General features: G+C 59.1%; 15 protein-coding genes. 8 read left to right on the top strand and 7 right to left on the bottom strand.

Annotated elements, in window-relative coordinates; translation table 11 throughout:
• Positions 1-217: 217 nt before the first annotated feature.
• Positions 218-1,882, bottom strand: coding sequence for an energy-dependent translational throttle protein EttA (gene ettA / locus AACY19_RS15940; protein ID WP_186748043.1), 1,665 nt, complete (start codon positions 1,880-1,882; stop codon positions 218-220).
• A 284-nt stretch (positions 1,883-2,166) separates the two neighbouring features.
• Between ettA and morA the strand changes: the two genes are divergently transcribed.
• The 7 genes from morA (at position 2,167) to AACY19_RS15905 (ending at position 12,066) form a co-directional block, all read left to right on the top strand.
• On the top strand, positions 2,167-6,015 hold the full coding sequence (gene morA / locus AACY19_RS15935; protein WP_339451736.1) for a cyclic di-GMP receptor MorA: 3,849 nt from the start codon (positions 2,167-2,169) through the stop codon (positions 6,013-6,015).
• Between the two features lie 239 nt (positions 6,016-6,254).
• Positions 6,255-7,508, top strand: a complete 1,254-nt coding sequence (gene glyA, locus AACY19_RS15930) for a serine hydroxymethyltransferase (RefSeq protein WP_329695841.1) — start codon at positions 6,255-6,257, stop codon at positions 7,506-7,508.
• Between the two features lie 265 nt (positions 7,509-7,773).
• Positions 7,774-8,346 carry a hypothetical protein gene (locus tag AACY19_RS15925; RefSeq protein ID WP_339451730.1) on the top strand — a complete coding sequence of 191 codons (573 nt, stop codon included), beginning with the start codon at positions 7,774-7,776 and terminating at the stop codon, positions 8,344-8,346.
• Positions 8,347-8,427: 81 nt separating this feature from the next.
• Positions 8,428-8,982 (top strand): hypothetical protein, encoded by a 555-nt coding sequence (locus tag AACY19_RS15920; protein ID WP_339451728.1) that lies wholly within the window; start codon positions 8,428-8,430, stop codon positions 8,980-8,982.
• A gap of 256 nt (positions 8,983-9,238) precedes the next feature.
• Positions 9,239-10,552 (top strand): C4-dicarboxylate transporter DctA, encoded by a 1,314-nt coding sequence (locus AACY19_RS15915; protein WP_339451727.1) that lies wholly within the window; start codon positions 9,239-9,241, stop codon positions 10,550-10,552.
• A gap of 78 nt (positions 10,553-10,630) precedes the next feature.
• On the top strand, positions 10,631-11,335 hold the full coding sequence (locus tag AACY19_RS15910) for a FadR/GntR family transcriptional regulator (RefSeq protein WP_339451725.1): 705 nt from the start codon (positions 10,631-10,633) through the stop codon (positions 11,333-11,335).
• A 20-nt stretch (positions 11,336-11,355) separates the two neighbouring features.
• A complete protein-coding gene (locus AACY19_RS15905) occupies positions 11,356-12,066 on the top strand; it encodes a GntR family transcriptional regulator (RefSeq protein WP_339451723.1) in 711 nt (236 codons plus the stop codon).
• 116 nt (positions 12,067-12,182) lie between these two features.
• On the opposite strand, the gene yjiA is transcribed toward AACY19_RS15905, so the two are convergent.
• The 3 genes from yjiA to AACY19_RS15890 all read right to left on the bottom strand — a co-directional run bounded on the left by yjiA (position 12,183) and on the right by AACY19_RS15890 (position 15,594).
• A complete protein-coding gene (gene yjiA / locus AACY19_RS15900; protein ID WP_339451721.1) occupies positions 12,183-13,154 on the bottom strand; it encodes a GTPase in 972 nt (323 codons plus the stop codon).
• A 160-nt stretch (positions 13,155-13,314) separates the two neighbouring features.
• Positions 13,315-13,512 (bottom strand): YbdD/YjiX family protein, encoded by a 198-nt coding sequence (locus AACY19_RS15895; RefSeq protein WP_003228401.1) that lies wholly within the window; start codon positions 13,510-13,512, stop codon positions 13,315-13,317.
• A 15-nt stretch (positions 13,513-13,527) separates the two neighbouring features.
• On the bottom strand, positions 13,528-15,594 hold the full coding sequence (locus AACY19_RS15890; protein WP_339451719.1) for a carbon starvation CstA family protein: 2,067 nt from the start codon (positions 15,592-15,594) through the stop codon (positions 13,528-13,530).
• Between the two features lie 160 nt (positions 15,595-15,754).
• Here AACY19_RS15890 and AACY19_RS15885 point away from each other — a divergent pair, with 160 nt between their 5' ends.
• Positions 15,755-16,123, top strand: coding sequence for a PilZ domain-containing protein (locus tag AACY19_RS15885; protein WP_339451717.1), 369 nt, complete (start codon positions 15,755-15,757; stop codon positions 16,121-16,123).
• A 40-nt stretch (positions 16,124-16,163) separates the two neighbouring features.
• On the opposite strand, the gene radA is transcribed toward AACY19_RS15885, so the two are convergent.
• The 3 genes from radA to katB are packed head-to-tail and all read right to left on the bottom strand — an operon-like array spanning position 16,164 to position 19,716.
• Positions 16,164-17,531 (bottom strand): DNA repair protein RadA, encoded by a 1,368-nt coding sequence (gene radA, locus AACY19_RS15880; protein ID WP_126366560.1) that lies wholly within the window; start codon positions 17,529-17,531, stop codon positions 16,164-16,166.
• A 40-nt stretch (positions 17,532-17,571) separates the two neighbouring features.
• Positions 17,572-18,117, bottom strand: coding sequence for an ankyrin repeat domain-containing protein (locus tag AACY19_RS15875; protein ID WP_339451712.1), 546 nt, complete (start codon positions 18,115-18,117; stop codon positions 17,572-17,574).
• Positions 18,118-18,174: 57 nt separating this feature from the next.
• Positions 18,175-19,716, bottom strand: coding sequence for a catalase KatB (gene katB / locus AACY19_RS15870; RefSeq protein WP_339451710.1), 1,542 nt, complete (start codon positions 19,714-19,716; stop codon positions 18,175-18,177).
• Positions 19,717-19,778 lie beyond the last annotated feature (62 nt).

Raw genomic sequence — 19,778 nt, 5'->3', positions numbered from 1 at the left:
CGCAGTTATGAAATTAAATGGTGCACAGGATATAAATAAGGCCTGTTTTTGGTCCTGTTTTGCACCTGAATGGTGATTCAGGATTTGAGTTATGCACCAATAGTCATACCGCTTTCGCGAGCAAGCTTGCTGCCACGGTGCGACTCGGTAAACCTGAAAAAAACCGGGCAAAAAAAACGGAGCCCGAAGGCTCCGCTTTTTATGCAACCGACCCGAATCAGGCCAGTTTCTTGTGACGTACCCGGTGTGGCTGGGCAGCCGCTTCGCCGAGACGCTTTTTGCGATCAGCTTCGTACTCGGTGTAGTTACCTTCGAAGAACACCGCTTGCGAGTCGTCTTCATACGCCAGGATGTGCGTCGCCACGCGGTCAAGGAACCACCGATCGTGAGAGATCACAATGGCAGCGCCCGGGAAGTCCAGCAGGGCTTCTTCCAGGGAGCGCAGGGTTTCAACGTCGAGGTCGTTGGACGGTTCGTCGAGCAGCAGGACGTTGCCGCCCTCCTTCAGGGTCAACGCGAGGTGCAGACGACCGCGCTCACCACCGGACAGGTCCTTGACGAACTTCTGCTGATCGCCACCCTTGAAGTTGAAGCGACCGACGTAGGTACGCGACGGAATCTCGTAGTTGCCGATGCGGATCTGGTCGGAACCGTCGGAGATCTGCTGGAACACCGTCTTGCTGCCATCCAGGTCTTCGCGGCTCTGATCGACGCAGGCCAGTTGCACGGTTTCACCGACTTCGATAGTGCCCGAATCCGGCGTTTCCTTGCCCATCAGCATGCGGAACAGAGTCGACTTACCGGCACCGTTACCACCAATCACGCCGACGATGGCGCCTTTCGGCATGGAGAACGACAGGTTGTCGATCAGCACGCGATCGCCGTAGCCCTTGGTGACGTTCTTGAATTCGATGACCTTGTCACCCAGGCGCGGACCGGCCGGAATGTAGATCTCGTTGGTTTCGCTGCGCTTCTGGAATTCCTGCGATTGCATTTCTTCGAAGCGTTGCAGACGCGCCTTGGATTTCGACTGACGGGCCTTGGCGCCTTTGCGCACCCACTCCAGTTCTTCCTTCATGGCTTTTTCGTGAGCCGACTGCTGCTTGGATTCAGCGGCCAGTCGATCGGACTTGGCTTCGAGCCAGCCCGAGTAGTTGCCTTCGTATGGAATGCCCGCACCGCGGTCGAGTTCCAGAATCCAGCCCGCCACGTTGTCGAGGAAGTAACGGTCGTGCGTGATCGCGACCACAGTGCCCGGGAAGTCGTGCAGGAAGTGCTCCAGCCACGCGACGGAATCGGCATCCAGGTGGTTGGTCGGTTCGTCGAGCAGCAGCATGTCCGGGGCGGACAGCAGCAGACGGCACAACGCCACACGACGTTTTTCACCACCGGACAGGTGTTCTACTTTCGCGTCCCAGGCCGGCAGACGCAGCGCATCGGCGGCGACTTCCAGCTGGCGCTCAAGGTTGTGACCGTCGCTGGCCTGCAGGATCGCTTCGAGCTTGGCCTGTTCAGCTGCCAGTTTGTCGAAGTCGGCATCCGGGTCGGCGTAGGCCGCGTAGACCTCGTCGAGACGCGCCTGCGCATCCTTGATCACGCTGACCGCTTCCTCGACCACTTCACGCACAGTCTTGGCCGGATCAAGTTGTGGTTCTTGCGGCAGATAACCGATGTTCAGGTCCGGCATCGGACGGGCTTCGCCCTCGAACTCGGTGTCGACGCCAGCCATGATTTTCAGCAGCGTGGATTTACCCGAACCGTTGAGGCCGAGCACGCCAATCTTGGCGCCGGGGAAGAAGGACAACGAAATGTTTTTGAGAATTTCCCGCTTCGGCGGAACAACTTTGCCCAGCCGATGCATGGTGAAGACGTATTGAGCCATGGAGAACCTTGGGTCAGTGACAGATGAATGATTGCAGCGCAGGCGAAGCCCGGCCAGACCATGCGCGTCGTTCACTTGATGGTTATCAATGCGTGCGCGCTGAAAAGTCTGAGTCTAGGAGCTGGAACGCTCCCGCGTAACCGGCAAAGCTACCTGAATGACCGGTGGCAGTCCAGCCGCGAAGGGCTGGCACTTCGCCACGACTCAAGGCATGCTAGCCGCCCTTTGGGCGTCCGGCTTATAGTGCACGTCGCGCCAGTCCAGCCAAACCGCAGGATCACAGCTTGTCCAATGTCACTCCGCCCGCCTCTGTGAGCAGCTCCCAACCGGCGCCCGGCTCACCCCTGCGCGGGACATTGAAGGGTGCGCTGGCAACCCTCGTGCTTTTATTACTGGCATTGCTGTTCTGGCAACTGCTCGATCAACTGCGCGAAACCCAGAAAAACCAGCGCCAGTACACCATCGACTACACCGCTGACCTGGCCTCGCAAGTCAGCCTGAACATGGCACTGAACGCGCAAATCGCTCTCAACCTGCTACCGATCGTCGAACAACCGCAATCAGCCGACGAACAGCAGGCCCTGCTGCGCAAGCTTCAGCAATCGCTGCCCGATCTTCGCAGCATGGCGTTGCTCAGCCCCTCAGGCCGCATCATCAACGACAGCGCCGCCGACAGCTCCGACGCCGACTACCTCACCGAACTGGTACGCCGCAGCCGCTCGCAGGCGCACTACTTCAGCAATGCCGATGACGGCTCGGTGGTGCACCTCTTGCTGCATCAGGCCAGTGGCAGCACCCGCGGCTATTGGGCCTTGCGCCTGACACCGACCTTTTTCGACTCGCTGACCAAACAGAGCGAGACCGGCCTGCGTCCACTGTGGCTGGTGGAAAACCGTATCAACCATCAGATCATCAGCCGCGACGAAGCGTTGTCCTCTGGCAAGCCTGGCGTGCTGAGTCCGGACGATCTGGCCAACACCGTGCTCACCGTGCCGCTGAGCAGCAGCGACTGGCAACTGCGCGGCCTGTTCGACCGCCAGCGCGTGCTTGAAGAACTGCTGCCGGCGTTCATCGGCAAATGCCTGCTCGGCCTGGCGTTCTCGATGTTGCCGGTGATCGCACTGCTGAACATGCGCCGGCGCCAACGTCAGTTGCATGAAGGTCGCCGACGTTATCAGGACATCTTTGAAGGCACTGGCGTGGCGTTGTGCGTGCTCGACCTGTCCGGGCTCAAGCAGGTGTTCGACAAGGCGCAGATCCAGACCAGCGATCAACTCAAGGCCTGGCTGGATCAGCCGCAGCAACGCCAGCAATTGCTGCAGGAACTGCGGGTCACCGAAGTCAATCAGGTCGCGCTGCAACTGCTCAATGTCAATTCCTGCGAGCATGCCTGGCAACTGCTGATCGACGGTCATCCGCACCGTCAGTGCGCCATCGGCAATCAGGTGCTCGACGCTGTGCTCCAGCAGCAAAAACAGCTGGAACTGGAAATCAAACTGCCGGACATCAATGGTCGCGACCAGCACCTGTGGATGGTGTTGCGCCTGCCGACCGAGCAGCACGATTACAAAGCGGTGATCCTCAGCATCAACGACATCACCAGCCGAAAACTGATCGAACTGTCGCTGCTCGAACGCGAAGGGTTCTGGTCGGACGTCGTGCGCACCGTGCCGGATCATCTGTATGTGCAGGACGTGATCAGCCAGCGGATGATTTTCAGCAACCACCACCTCGGTCAGACCCTCGGCTACAACCGCACCGAGCTGCACCAGATGGGCGAGTACTTCTGGGAAATCCTTCTGCACCCGGAAGACGCCGATTACTACCATCGCTCGCGCCAGATGCAGCGCCACGCCGGTTACAGCCAGTTGCTGCAATGTCAGTTGCGCTTCCGTCATCGCGATGGCAAGTGGCGGCGTTTCGATATCCGCGAGCAAGCCCTGGCCCGGGACAAACACGATCAGGTCACGCGGATCATCGGAGTAGCGAAGGACATCACCGAGCAGATCGAGGCCAGTGAATCCCTGCGCGACAGTGAACAGCGTTACCGCATGCTCGCCGAAAGCATCAGCGACGTGATTTTCTCCACCGACAGCAAGCTCTCGCTCAATTACGTCAGCCCGTCAGTGCAAGCGGTGCTGGGGTACGACTCCGAGTGGATTTTCCAGAACGGCTGGCAATCGACCATCGCCAACCCGTTACAACTGAGCGGCATTTACACGCTGATGGATCGGGTCAGCAAAGCGCTGGATAAACCCGACCAACTGGCCATTTTGCGCAGCCAGGTGCAGACGCAATTGTTTCTGTTCGACTGCCTGCGTGCCGATGGCCGCAAGATCCCGATCGAGCTGCGTCTGGTGCTGGTGTGGGACGAGCACGGCGCGTTTGAAGGCGTGCTCGGCGTCGGTCGCGACATCAGCCAGCAACGTCGCGCCGAGAAAGACCTGCGCATGGCCGCCACGGTGTTCGAACACTCGACCTCGGCGATCCTGATCACTGACCCTGCCGGCTACATCGTTCAGGCCAACGAAGCCTTCAGCCGGGTCAGCGGTTACGCCGTCAGCGAAGTGCTCGACCAACTGCCGAACATGCTCACTGTCGACGAGCAGCAAGACGCGCACCTGCGCTACGTGCTCAAGCAACTGCATCAGCACAGCACCTGGGAAGGCGAAGTCTGGCTCAAGCGCCGTAACGGCGAGCATTACCCGGCGTGGGTCGGCATCACCGCCGTGCTCGACGACGAGGGCGATCTGGCCAGTTACGTGTGCTTCTTCAGCGACATCAGTGAGCGCAAGGCCAGCGAGCAACGCATTCACCGCCTCGCCTATTACGACGCCCTGACCCATTTGCCGAACCGCACGCTGTTCCAGGATCGCCTGCACACCGCGCTGCAATCGGCCGAGCGACAGAAGTCGTGGGTAGTGCTGATGTTCCTTGACCTCGACCGCTTCAAGCCGATCAACGACTCCCTCGGCCACGCCGCCGGCGACCGCATGTTGAAAGACATGGCCACACGCCTGCTGGCCTGCGTCGACGATGACGACACCGTGGCGCGCATGGGCGGTGACGAGTTCACCTTGTTGCTGCAACATCGCTCCAGCCGCGAACTGGCGCTGAACCGGGCCATTCACGTCGCCGAGCAGATTCTCGCCAGTCTGGTGCGGCCGTTCGTGCTGGAGGGCCGCGAGTTTTTCGTCACCGCCAGTATCGGCATCGCCCTGAGCCCGCAGGACGGCAACGAACTCAGCCAATTGATGAAGAACGCCGACACCGCGATGTACCACGCCAAGGAGCGCGGCAAGAACAACTTCCAGTTCTATCAGGCCGACATGAACGCCAGCGCACTGGAGCGTCTGGAACTGGAAAGCGACTTGCGCCATGCGCTGGAGCAGAACGAATTCGTCCTCTATTACCAGCCGCAATTCAGTGGCGACGGCAAACGCCTGACCGGCGCCGAAGCGCTGTTGCGCTGGCGCCATCCACGCCGTGGCCTGGTGCCGCCGGGGGATTTCATTCCGGTGCTGGAAGAACTCGGTCTGGTGGTCGACGTCGGCGACTGGGTGATCAGCGAGGCCTGCCGCCAACTGAAAACCTGGCACCAGAGCCGCGTGCGCGTGCCGAAGGTCTCGGTGAACATCTCCGCGCGGCAGTTCTCCGATGGCCAGCTCGGCACGCGGATCGCCACGATCCTGCGCGAAACCGGGCTGCCGCCGGCGTGCCTGGAGCTGGAGCTGACCGAAAGTATCCTGATGCGCGAAGTCAGCGAGGCGATGCAGATTCTCGCCGGCCTGAAAAATCTCGGCCTCAGCATCGCGGTCGACGACTTCGGCACCGGTTATTCATCGCTGAACTACCTCAAACAGTTCCCCATCGACGTGCTGAAGATCGACCGCACTTTCGTCGATGGCCTGCCGTCCGGCGAGCAGGACGCGCAGATTGCCCGGGCGATCATCGCCATGGCCCACAGCCTGAACCTGGCGGTGATCGCCGAGGGTGTGGAGACCCATGAACAACTGGACTTCCTGCGCGAGCATGGTTGCGATGAGGTTCAGGGCTATCTGTTCGGGCGGCCGATGCCGGCGAGCCGGTTCGAGGCGCAGTTCAGCAATGACGCGCTCTTCATGTTCGACTGAAGATCGGCGGCGCGCCCTTCGCGAGCAGGCTCGCTCCCACAGGGATTGATTTCGATCACAAAATCGCAGTCCTCCCTCGATTACTGTGGAAGCGAGCCTGCTCGCGAAGCGGCCTTCAAAAGCACCGCACATCTGTCATGAACGCCACTTGTCTGCGACATGATGTCGTTTCATATGCCATCCAAAACCCATTGGGTTAGAATGCCCCCCTTTTCTGCCCCCGATCCTTGAGGACCGCCATGTTCAGCCGTGATTTGACTATTGCCAAGTACGACGCCGACCTTTTTGCCGCCATGGAGCAAGAAGCTCAGCGCCAGGAAGAACACATTGAGCTGATCGCTTCGGAAAACTACACCAGCCCAGCGGTGATGGAAGCTCAAGGCTCGGTCCTGACCAACAAGTACGCTGAAGGCTACCCAGGCAAGCGTTACTACGGTGGTTGCGAGTACGTTGACGTTGTTGAACAACTGGCCATCGACCGCGCCAAGGAACTGTTCGGCGCCGATTACGCCAACGTTCAGCCGCACGCCGGTTCGCAAGCCAACGCCGCTGTTTACCTGGCCCTGCTGCAAGGTGGCGACACCATTCTGGGCATGAGCCTGGCCCACGGCGGTCACCTGACCCACGGCGCCAGCGTTTCCTCCTCCGGCAAGCTGTACAACGCCGTGCAGTACGGCATCGACGCCAACGGCTTGATCGACTACGACGAAGTCGAGCGCCTGGCGGTTGAGCACAAGCCGAAAATGATCGTGGCCGGCTTCTCTGCGTACTCGCAGATCCTCGACTTCCCGCGTTTTCGCGCCATCGCCGACAAGGTCGGTGCTTACCTGTTCGTCGACATGGCTCACGTAGCCGGTCTGGTTGCCGCTGGTGTTTACCCGAACCCGGTACCTTTCGCTGACGTCGTGACCACCACCACGCACAAGACCCTGCGCGGTCCACGTGGCGGTCTGATCCTGGCGCGCGCCAACGCCGACATCGAGAAGAAACTGAACTCCGCGGTATTCCCGGGTGCCCAGGGTGGCCCGCTGGAGCACGTGATCGCCGCTAAAGCGATCTGCTTCAAGGAAGCGCTGCAGCCAGAGTTCAAGGCCTATCAGGAACAAGTCGTCAAGAACGCCCAGGCCATGGCCGAAGTATTCATCGAGCGCGGTTTCGACGTGGTTTCGGGCGGTACCAAAAACCACCTTTTCCTGCTGTCGCTGATCAAGCAGGACATCTCCGGTAAGGACGCTGACGCCGCTCTGGGCAAAGCCTTCATCACCGTGAACAAGAACTCCGTGCCAAACGATCCACGCTCGCCGTTCGTCACTTCCGGCCTGCGCTTCGGAACCCCGGCTGTGACCACTCGCGGCTTCAAGCAAGCCGAGTGCAAAGAGCTGGCTGGCTGGATCTGCGACATCCTGGCTGACCTGAACAACGAAGCGGTGATCGACGCCGTTCGTGAGAAAGTCAAAGCCATCTGCAAGAAACTGCCGGTATACGGCGCTTAATTGCGACGTTAAACCCGCAACATAAAAACCGGCCAAGTGATTGGCCGGTTTTTTTTCGTCTGCAAGAAAGTAATCTTTAAGCCCGCTCTTCGCGATTTTCAGTGTCACTGCTTAAAACTTGAAACAACAACACAGGCAAAAACATCACCTCTTATAAAACCTAGCTGTTAGGATTTATCCAAGACAAGCAAAAAGCAAATAACAAAACAATCAAACCAGACAGTAATCATCCAGGATCAACACACTTAAACTCAAGGAAGAGTGCATGACCACCAACCGACAAAAGTCTTTCATAGCCACACTTGAAATCGACCAACATCATCTGAACGTTCTTGGGGCTTTATATGAAACCCCGATCTTGCGCACTGACGTATCCTTCTCGGGTGGCTTTTATACCGGAGCCGCGATCAAAGTCGATGACGCGCATCTATTGGGCCGGCGTGTGCATGAGGAAGTAAAAAACGCTTCGCCCATGAACATCTACTTCCGCTGCACAGACGACTACTACCACCTTTATATCCGTTCCCACGCCACTCATACCGGTCATTGCATCAGCAAGGATGCGGCCGGTGTGCTGGGTGCCTTCCTGCCTGACGGCAGCGACACCACCTCGTTCAACCTGCTGGACCTGGACAACCGGACCATCACCCTGGCCGACATGGGTCGAGACATCCAGCGGGTTCGGCTCAAGGCCCGCAACGCCGAGCACATCGGCAGCGTGCGCCGGCGCGGTGCGCCCTACAGCTACCTGGCCGGGACTGCAAATGACGGCATTGCGTTCACGCTGCGAATCATCGAACGCAACGCCTCTTTCCTCAGTGATCCCGACGAAGTCTGACAATACAGCGTAAACAGTTTCTGTTTACGCCATTAGTACCCGACGTTCAATTTATCCAACTTAAAACATGTGAAATTATTTATGAGCACCGATCAGGAAAAATCCTTTACTGCAACGCTGAGCACTCGCTTCGGTTATCCGCACTTTCCGAAGTTGACCTACGGCCGAACAATCAAAACACCTCGCCCCGACTATGAGGCATTTTCTTTCTCTAGCCATGTAGATGTTTCAGACTATCTGTTTCTCAAGCCCGATGTCGCACCGGACGCGCTGACGTTTTATTTCCGTTGCCTCGACGACTATTACACAATCTATATCTTCACCCCTGGTGCGTATTACTACCGAACCGTCAGCCGGGAAGAAAAGGACTTTCTGAATGCCTATTCAACCGAAGACGGTGATCAGACCACGTTCAACTTGCTGAACAGCAACGGTAAAATCATCACCCTCGATCAAATAGACACCGACACACCCACACTGAGAATCCAGACGCGCAGCGGCGCCCTGTTGAGTGCCGGCAAAAGCCGCAATAAATACGACCCTGCGGTGGGCACGTTCGTGCGAACCGATCCAAATCGCAGTGCAAGTGTCCTGGAGTTCAAACTGAATATCCTGCAGCGCAACGTGCCTTACTGACCGACAGCGTCAGCCCGATGCCGCCCGGTCGATCATGGCCGGGCTTCTCTGCCAGCAGAGTTGCCCCACGAGAGTTCCGACGTCAGCACCACTGGTCAGACCGGTCATGCCAATTTTGTGTTTTCCCCTTGTATTCCAGAAAAACCCGAGCGTAGACTGCGCCTGCACTGGACATACCGGTAAGACCACAATAATTAAGTCCTGAATCTGATGCGCCAAGCGCACGGCAACCAGGACACCGACCAGGATTCCTCCCATGCTCAGATGGTGCTCGCGTTCAATCTTCCTGCAAGTGGTTCTCGGACTGATGCTCGGCATCGTCTGCGGGCTGACCCTCCCTGAATACTCCGCCCAGCTCAAACCGCTCGGCGACGGCTTCATCAAACTGATCAAGATGCTCATCGGCCTGATCGTGTTCTGCGTGGTGGTCAGCGGCATCAGCGGTGCGGGCGACCTGAAGAAGGTCGGGCGCATCGGCCTCAAGTCAGTGATCTACTTCGAAGTGCTGACCACCATCGCTCTGGTGATTGGCTTGGTATTCGCTTTCAGCACCGGCATCGGCAGCGGCGCGAATATCCATCTGGAGCAGCTGTCCGCAGCCGACATGGGCGATCTCGCCGAACGCAGCCAGCACATGCACACCACCACGCAATTCCTGATGGACCTGATCCCGACTTCGGTGATCGGCGCCTTTGCCGACAACAACATTCTGCAAGTGCTGTTGTTCTCGGTACTGTTCGGCAGCGCGTTGAATCTGGTTGGCGAAGCGGCTTCCGGGATTTCCCGACTGATCAATGAACTCAGCCATGTGATCTTCCGCATCATGGGCATGATCGTGCGTCTGGCGCCGATTGGCGTGTTCGGCGCCATCGCCTTCACCACCAGCAAATATGGCCTCGATTCGCTGCAACATTTGGGCAGTCTGGTCGGTTTGTTCTACCTCACCTGCGTGGCCTTCGTCAGTGTGATTCTCGGCGTCGTGATGCGCGCTTCGGGCCTGCGGCTGTGGCCGCTACTCAAGTACCTGCGTGAAGAACTGCTGATCGTCATGGGCACGGCGTCTTCCGATGCGGTGCTGCCACAGATCATGCGCAAACTCGAACACCTCGGCATCGGCAGCTCGACCGTCGGCCTGGTGATTCCCACCGGCTATTCGTTCAACCTCGACGGTTTCTCGATCTACCTGACTCTGGCCATTGTCTTTATCGCCAACGCCACCGGCACACCGCTGGCGATGACCGACTTGCTGACGATTCTGCTGGTGTCGTTGATCACCTCGAAAGGCGCCCATGGCATTCCTGGCTCGGCGCTGGTGATTCTGGCAGCAACACTGACGGCGATCCCGGCGATTCCGGTGGTCGGTCTGGTGCTGGTGCTGGCGGTGGACTGGTTCATGGGCATCGGCCGCGCGCTGACCAACCTGATCGGCAACTGCGTCGCGACCGTGGCCATCGCGCGCTGGGAAAAGGACATCGACGTACAACGCGCCAACAAAGTACTCAGCGGTCAGCAGGGCTACACCTTTCAACCGCGTAAACCAGCAACTCCGGCACACCAGCAAGAGTTCTGATTTCAACCCCGCAGGCGCTCGCAGGCTGCGATCTTTTGATCTTGCCTGCGGCCCCGACGGGCTCACGGAGCAAGACAAGTGATTACCACATCAACCGTCGTCAACTCAGTGGTAGAAAAACTCCGCGCCGCACTGGCTCGTGGTCAGTGGCGCTCCGGCGACATGCTGCCGGGCCAGCGCGAACTGGCCGAACAACTGGGCATCAGTCGCCCAAGCCTGCGCGAAGCGGTGATCGTCCTGGAAACCCTCGGCCTGGTGCGCTCGATGCCGGGCAAAGGCGTGGTCGTCCTCGACGCACAACCGAGCGACAGCCAGAGCCACGACAGTGCGGTGGCCGGGGCCAGCCTCGAAGATGTCCTGCAACTGCGCTACACCCTCGAGCCGTTCATCGTCGGCCTGGTGGCGCAATCCATCAGCAGCAAGGAAGTCGGCCAGTTGCGCCTGACCCTGATGGACATGCGCGAAGCCCTCGACGCCGGTGACAGCGAGGCCGGGGTCAGCGCCTACATCGCCTTCCACGAAGAGCTGTTCACCCTGACCTCGAATCCGATTTTTCAGAGCGTGGTGCAACAGACCAGCAATGCCCTCAAGCAAAGCGCCGAAGTGTTGCGCAATTCCCCGGAGCATCTGGCCGAACGCCTCGAAGAAAACGAGGCCGTGGTGCGTGCGATTCGCAGCAAGAACAGCGCCCAGGCGAGCGCCGAAATGCGCCGGCATATTCTGCGTGAAGGCCAGCGCATGGGCATCGAACTGAACATTCCGGATGACAACCTGAGCCACTGATCCCTCATAGGAGACAGGCCATGAACAGTTTTGCTTCACCCTCGCACCTGCAGCCGACCGCCGCGCCCCTGCCCTTCGCCCAGCTGCGGGTGCTGGCAGAGGATCTGTATCCGCGCTTGCTCGACGCGATTCTCGAACAGCGCCTTGATGCGCACAGTCGTTTCACCGAGGACAGCCTGAAAGAAATGTTCGGCGCCAGTCGTGCAGACGTTCGCCGGGTGCTGACGCAGTTGTCCCATGAGCACGTTGTTGTACTGCGGGCCAATCATCGGCCGCGTATTGCGGCACCTGATAGGGAGCAGACGCGTCAGGCCCTGCATGCACGGCGCCTGACCGAAAACACGCTGGTGCGTCTGGCGTGCCAGCGTCCGCAGGCGGACGTGTTGAATGGCTTGCGCGGGTTGATCGAGCGCGAGCGTCAAGCCGTCGAGCAGGATCGGCGTGGGGCGGCGATTCGCTTGTCAGGGGAGTTTCATCTGACATTGGCGCAGATGGCAGGGAATGCACCGTTGGCGCATTTTCTTGGCAGCCTGGTGCCCATGACGTCATTGGCGATTGCGCGAAGTGCGTGTCGCACGCACAGCTGTTGCGCGTGGCAGGAGCATGTGGCGCTTGTCGATGCCATTGAACGCGGCGATACGACGCAAGCCGGGGTATTGATGAATCGGCATCTCGATCATCTTGAGCAGACATTGCTGGGTTCAGACGTTGAACGTTGTGCTGTCGGTTAGATCGCCTTCGCGAGCAGGCTCGCTCCCACAGTGAATGGCATTCCTCCTGACAGAATGCGAATGACTGTGGGAGCGAGCCTGCTCACGAAGAGGCCTTCACAGACAACCAAGATCCATCAGACAGAAGCCACTCTGGCAAACCCCGCACGAATCTTCTCTTCCGGCAAATCATCGGCAATAAACACGATCACACTTTCCCGCGCCTCACCCTCGGCCCACTCGGTGTCCCAGTCGAAACCGTAGAGCTTCAACACGCCCTGAAACACCAGTCGCCGATCCTCGCCGGCAATGTTCAGCACGCCTTTGTAGCGCAGCAATTGCTTGCCGTGCTCTTCGAGCAATTCATTCATGAACTCGCTGAGCTGATCGATATCCAGCGGTTGATCGGTGCGCAACACCAGACTGGAAATGCGATCAATCGACGGTGCCTTGCGCACCGGACGCAGGCTCAATCCACCGCCGAGATCGGCGTTGAGATTGAAGCCGCGCACGTCCAGCAATTCCGCCAGATCAATGTTGCCGTGCTCGACCAAGCGGATCGGCGCGCGGCGGTTGATCCGCGTCAGGCGTTCGCTCAACGCAGTGAACGTGGCCTCGTCGACCAGATCGGTCTTGCTCACCAGCAAACGGTCGGCGAAACCGATCTGCGCCTGGGCGATGGTCTGGGTCAGGTGCACTTCTGCATGCGCGGCATCGACCAGGGTGATGATGCCGTCGAGCAGGTAACGCTCACGCAGTTCCTCGTCGATGAAAAAGGTCTGCGCCACCGGCGCCGGATCGGCCAGACCGGTGCACTCGATCACCAGGCGGTCAAAGGCGATCTCACCGCTGTCGAGGCGCTCAAGCAGCAGGTACAGCGCTTTGGTCAGATCGGTGTGAATGGTGCAGCAGACGCAGCCGTTGGCCAGGGTCATGACTTGTACCGGTTCGTCACCCAACAACTGAGTATCGATACCGGCGTCGCTGAATTCGTTTTCGATCACGGCAATTTTCAGGCCGTGCTCGGCTTTAAGCAGATGACGCAGCAAGGTGGTCTTGCCGGCACCGAGGAAACCGCTGAGTACCGTGACCGGGATGGGAGAGGACAAAACTCGATCTCCTTCACAACATGAATGAACAACACAAAACAAATGTGGGAGCGAGCCTGCTCGCGAAAGCGGTGTGTCAGCCAATGGATTCATCAACTGATACTCCGTATTCGCGAGCAGGCTCGCTCCCACAGGGGATAGCCTGGACCTCAGGCTCTGATCAACAGCACTTCGGCCCACCCTTGCCACCGTAACGGGCTTCCTGACGTTCGCGGAAGAACATCTCGTAGCTCATCACCGGTTTGTCCGGGTGTTTGGTTTGCATATGCTCGACGTAGGTGTCGTAGTCGGGCATGCCGACCATCAGGCGTGCGGCCTGACCGAGGTATTTACCGAGGCGACTCAGGTCATTGAACATGGTGCAATCCTCTGGTTACGCATCCGGCAAAGCCTGGAATGGCGATTCTTTATCCGTGCGTTCTTTTTTGCCCCAGGCGGCGATGCCGACCTTGAGCGCATAGAACAGGATGCTGAAGACCACGAACAGGAACAGCGCGGTGAGCGTTGCGTTGGTGTAGGCGTTGAAGATCACGTGCTGCATCTGCTCGACGCTTTTTGCCGGTGCCAGCACCTGACCATTGGCCAACGCATCGCTGTATTTCTTCGCCAGCGACAGGAAGCCGATGGCCGGGTTGGCATCGAACAATTTGATGAAGCCAGCCGTCGTGGTGCAGATCAGCAGCCAGGTAGCTGGCAGCAGAGTCACCCAGATGTAGCGCTGGCGCTTCATCTTGATCAGAACCACGGTGCCGAGCATCAGCGCGATACCGGCCAGCATCTGGTTGGAGATACCGAACAGTGGCCACAGGGTGTTGATGCCGCCCAGTGGATCGATCACGCCCTGGTACAGCAACCAGCCCCACATTGCCACACAACCGGCGGTGGCGATCAGGTTGGCCGTCCACGATTCGGTGCGTTTCAGCGCCGGCACGAAGGAGCCGAGCAGATCCTGCAGCATGAAACGTCCGGCACGGGTGCCGGCGTCGACAGCGGTGAGGATGAACAGCGCTTCGAACAGGATCGCGAAGTGGTACCAGAACGCCATGGTGTTTTCACCCGGCAGGACACTGTGCAGGATCTGCGCGATACCGACCGCCAGGGTCGGCGCACCACCGGCACGGGCCAGAATGGTGGTTTCACCAATGTCATGCGCCACGGCTTGCAGCGCTTCCGGCGTGATCGCAAAGCCCCAGCTGGAGACCATTTGCGCAACCGATGCCACGTCACTGCCGACCACGGCGGCCGGGCTGTTCATGGCGAAGTACACGCCAGGCTCGATCACCGAGGCAGCAACCATGGCCATGATCGCGACGAACGACTCCATGAGCATGCCGCCGTATCCGATGTAACGGGCGTTGGTTTCGTTGTCCAGCAGCTTCGGCGTGGTGCCGGAAGAGATCAGCGCATGGAAACCGGAGACCGCACCGCAAGCAATGGTGATGAACAGGAACGGGAACAGACCGCCCTTCCATACCGGACCGGTGCCGTCGACGAACTGGGTCAGCGCCGGCATTTTCAGCTCGGGCATGGTCACCAGAATGCCGATTGCCAACGCGACGATGGTGCCGATCTTGAGGAAGGTCGACAGATAGTCACGCGGCGCCAGAATCAGCCATACCGGCAGCACTGCGGCAACGAAACCGTAACCGATCAGCATCCAGGTGATTTGAATGCCGGTAAAGGTGAACGCCTTGGCCCACACCGGATCAGCAGCAATCTGCCCGCCCAGCCAGATCGAACCGAGCAGCAGCAACACGCCGATCACCGAGATCTCGCCAATGCGACCCGGACGGATGTAGCGCATATAGATGCCCATGAACATCGCGATCGGGATGGTCGCCATCACGGTGAAGATGCCCCACGGACTCTCGGCCAGTGCCTTGACCACGATCAGGGCCAGCACCGCGAGGATGATGATCATGATCAGGAAGCAGCCGAACAAGGCGATGGTACCGGGTATGCGGCCCATTTCTTCACGCACCATGTCGCCCAGGGAACGGCCGTTGCGACGGGTCGACATGAACAGGACCATAAAGTCCTGCACCGCTCCCGCCAGCACCACGCCGGCGATCAGCCACAGCGTGCCAGGCAGATAGCCCATCTGCGCCGCCAGTACCGGGCCGACCAAGGGGCCGGCGCCAGCGATCGCTGCGAAGTGGTGACCGAACAGAATGTGTTTGTTGGTCGGCACATAGTCCAGACCGTCGTTGTTGAGCACGGCGGGGGTGGCCCGACGCGGGTCGAGTTGCATCACATTGTTTGCGATGAACAGACTGTAGTAACGGTACGCGACCAGATAAATGGCCACGGCAGCGACCACAATCCACAAGGCGTTGATCGCCTCGCCGCGGCGCAATGCCACTACGCCCAGGGCGCACGCTCCCACGATTGCCAGCACTAGCCAGGGTATGTGGCGTAGCAGGCTATTATTATTTTTCATTTTATTATTCCAGCCAGGGTGGACAAGAAAGACAGCCACCCCGAGTTTAGCGCTACTGGCGGCAAAGACCATACCCCGACATTGGTCTAGCTGGCCTGTTTGCGCTGGCATGCCTGAACGATGCGGGTCTATAGTCAGCGAACCTTTGGAGGATTGCGCCATGAGCGAGCACCCAGCCAACCGTCGTCGTTTCAAACGTATTGCGTTCGATGCCAGAACCGAGCTGAGCCAGGGCGAGTACATCTGGCCTGTCAAGCTGATCGACCTGTCGCTTAAAGGGTTGCTGATCGAGCGACCGGAGCCCTGGCTGGGCGATGCGCAGAAGGATTTTTTCGTCGACATTCATCTGAGCGACGAGGTCGATATCGAAATGGATGTGCAACTGGCCCATGAAGAGAACGGCCAGTTGGGGTTTGTCTGCCGGCATATCAGTCTGGAATCGATCCAGCGCTTGCGGCGACTGATCGAGCTCAATCTGGCGGACGAATCCGAGCTGGAGCGCGAACTCGGCGCGCTGATCGAAATATAGCGCCAATACACAAGCCCGCTCCCACAAAGATTATGGGCTGTTATTCGAAAAGCGCGTCGAGGGCCTGTTCGAGGCGAGTGACGGCGATGATCTGCAGACCGGGCGGGGACTCTTTCGGCGCATTGCCCTTCGGCACGATGGCGCGTTTGAAGCCATGCTTGGCCGCTTCCTTCAACCGCTCCTGGCCGCTTGGCACCGGCCGCACTTCGCCGGACAGGCCCACTTCGCCAAACACCAGCAGATCATGGGGCAATGGCCGGTTGCGCAGGCTCGACATCACCGCCGCCATCAGTGCCAGATCCGAAGCCGTTTCCAACACCTTCACACCACCGACGACGTTGAGGAACACGTCCTGGTCGTGAGTCGGAATGCCGCCATGACGATGCAGGACCGCGAGCAACATCGCCAAGCGGTTCTGATCCAGCCCCAACGTCACGCGGCGCGGGTTGGCCAGGTGACTGTCATCGACCAGCGCCTGTACTTCCACCAGCATCGGTCGGGTGCCTTCCCACGTCGCCATCACCACACTGCCCGGGACTTCTTCCTGCGCACGAGTGAGAAAAATCGCCGACGGGTTGGAGACTTCTTTCAAGCCCTTGTCAGTCATACCGAACACGCCCAGTTCGTTGACCGCGCCGAAACGGTTTTTCACCGCACGCAGCAGGCGCAAACGTCCGTCTGACTCGCCTTCGAAATACAGCACGGTGTCCACCATGTGTTCCAGTACCCGCGGACCGGCCAGCGCGCCCTCCTTGGTCACGTGGCCGACAAGGAAGATCGCCGTGCCGCTTTGCTTGGCGTAGCGCACCAGCAGTGCCGCACTCTCGCGCACCTGGGACACGCCCCCCGGCGCCGATTGCAATTGTTCGGTGAAGATCGTCTGGATCGAGTCGATCACCATCACCTTGGGTTTTTCCTGACGAGCAGTGGCGATGATGGTTTCGATGCAGGTTTCGGTCATCACCCGCAACTGGTCCTGCGGCAAGCCGAGACGGCGCGCGCGCATCGCGACCTGCTGCTGGGATTCTTCGCCGGTGACGTACAGTGCCGGCATGCTCTTGGCGAGATTGCACAGGGTCTGCAACAGGATTGTCGATTTGCCGATGCCCGGGTCACCACCGATCAGCACCACCGAGCCATCGACCAGACCACCACCGAGTACACGATCCAGCTCGCCGGAGGCGGTGGAGAAACGTGGAATCTCTTCGATGCTGACTTCGGCGAGCGTCTTGATCTGCGCCTGCTGCCCGGCCCAACCCGTCCGCCCTGCGGGCGCCGCTGCGCCGCCGCTTTCGATCATGGTTTCGGTCAGCGTGTTCCACGCACCGCATTCACCACACTGCCCGGCCCACTTGGGAAAAGTGGCGCCGCACTCGGTGCAGCCGTACATGCGCTTGGCCTTGGCCATCTCAAAACCCCCGGAGCAAAACGTCGATGATAACGCAGGATCAGCGCGGCGCGGCGTTGCGGAACTCACCGTTGGCCAGCCGCGCGGCGCTGTTGCCCAACGGATCTTCGGCATTCAGGTCAGCACCCTTGGCTTTCAGCGCATCGAGCAATTCAAGACGCTTGAAAAGCCCGGCGTACATGGCCGCCGTCTGCCCGGCGCCATTGCGTTGATCAGGGCTGCATTCAGTGGCCATCAAGCGCCGCGCGATCTGCACTTCGCCCTTGAAAATAGCGCCCATCAGCGCGGTATTGCCGCGTTGATCCTGAGCGCAGGCATCCGCCCCGGCGGCCAGCAGTTGCTCAACTGCAGCAGACTGGCCGTGATACGCCGCCAGAATCAGCGCGGTGTAACCCTTGCCGTCACGGGTATCAAGGGAATATCCGGACTCGATAAACGTCGCGAGCATCGGCACATCTCCACGCCGGGCGGCGTCGAAATAGTATTCCTGCAACTGCGCCTTGATCGCCTGCGGGTTCGGTTCGGCCGGAGCCGCCAGCGCTGCAAACGACAGCAATGCCATCAGCCAGCATAGATAAACACGCATGGGTTGCTCCTTGAGCAGCACGGGACTGATTCAACCCCGCGCTGCAATGTGTGGCGATCAGTCGGTGAGTTTCGCCGCCAGTGCCTTGACCCGGCCCAGGTCCCCCTTGGCCACTTTGGTCACGCCCGTGCCGTATTCCGGGTCGGCCTTATAAAGGAAGGACAGGATGATGTGCTTGCTCTCGTCGTCAGTGGTGGCCAGCGAGCCGCCGAAACTGGCGATCAGATCCTGACGCTCCTGCTGGCTGAATGAGCGATACAAATCGCCGGCCTGTCGGAAATTCTGCTCACGCTGGATCTTCGCCTGCTGCGTGCTGCCCGTCAGCGCCGACTGGCTGTAGCGCGCGGTTTCGGTTTCTTCCCGTGGCTGCAAACGGCTCGGTTGATAATTCACGCCCGAGTGGCTGGCACCGAAGTTCATCGCGCCATCCTGATTGCCATTGTTCACCGCAACTTTTGGCGCGTTGATTGGCAACTGCAGAGCATTGGCACCGAGACGATACATCTGCGTATCGGCATATGAAAACACTCGGCCTTGCAACAAACGATCTTCCGAAGGTTCGATACCTGGAACAACATTCGCTGGCGCCATGGCAACTTGCTCGGTTTCCTGGAAGACATTTGCCGGGTTTCGGTTTAATACCATTTGTCCAACTTTTTGCTCTACTACACCGGGCCAGATCTTGGTGGCATCCAATGGATCAAAATCAAACTTGGACAAATCTTGTGGTTTCAGCACCTGAATGTACAAGTCCCACTTAGGGAAGTTACCTTTGTTAATATTTGTCACAAGATCATTGGTCATATGACTGTAATCCTGCCCCTGAACGTTGCCGACTTCTTTTGGCGTCAGATTCCTGATCCCCTGCAAACTCTTCCAGTGAAACTTCACGTAGTGAACTTCACCTTTGGCATTGACCAACTTGTAGGCATGAACACCGTTACCGTCCATTTCCCGGTAACTGGCCGGCGTACCCGAATTGGAATACAGCTCGGTGAGCGTCCGGGTGGCTTCCGGCACATGGGAGAAGAAATCGAATCGACGGGAATCATCGTCGAGGTTGGTGCGAGGATCGGGCTTGAAGGCATGGACCATGTCCGGAAACTTGATCGCATCGCGGATGAAGAAGGTCGGAAAATTGTTGCCGACCAGATCCCAGTTGCCATCGGCGGTGTAGAACTTTGTGGCGAAACCACGTGGGTCACGCAGGGTTTCCGGGGAATGGTTGCCGTGTACTACAGCCGAGAAACGCACGAATACCGGGGTCACTTCGCCGGCGGCAAACACCTTGGCCTTGCTCAGATCACTAAGATCGCTGGTCGCGGTGAAGGTGCCGTGGGCTCCCGTGCCACGGGCATGCACCACGCGCTCGGGAATGCGTTCGCGGTCAAAACGCTGCAATTTCTGGATCAGTTGCACGTCCTGCAACAGCACCGGGCCATTGGCACCGGCGGTTTGCGAGTTCTGGTTGTCACCGACCGCCGCGCCGTTGTCCCGGGTCAGAGGATCGGCATTCGCGGTCAAGGACAACAGGCTGGCGGTGAGCAGGCAGAGTGTGCGGCGATGGGAAAAAATCCCTGGGCCAAAAGTTGAAGTCATCTCAGGTTCCTCTGGTTTTTTTGGGCGCATCCAGGTGCGCCAACCAGAGGCTAGAGGGCTAA

This window comes from Pseudomonas sp. EA_5y_Pfl2_R50, assembly GCF_963970475.1.
Taxonomy (GTDB): domain Bacteria; phylum Pseudomonadota; class Gammaproteobacteria; order Pseudomonadales; family Pseudomonadaceae; genus Aquipseudomonas.
Note: the sequence above shows the minus strand (reverse complement) of the source record. Positions and strands in the feature narration are given on the sequence as shown.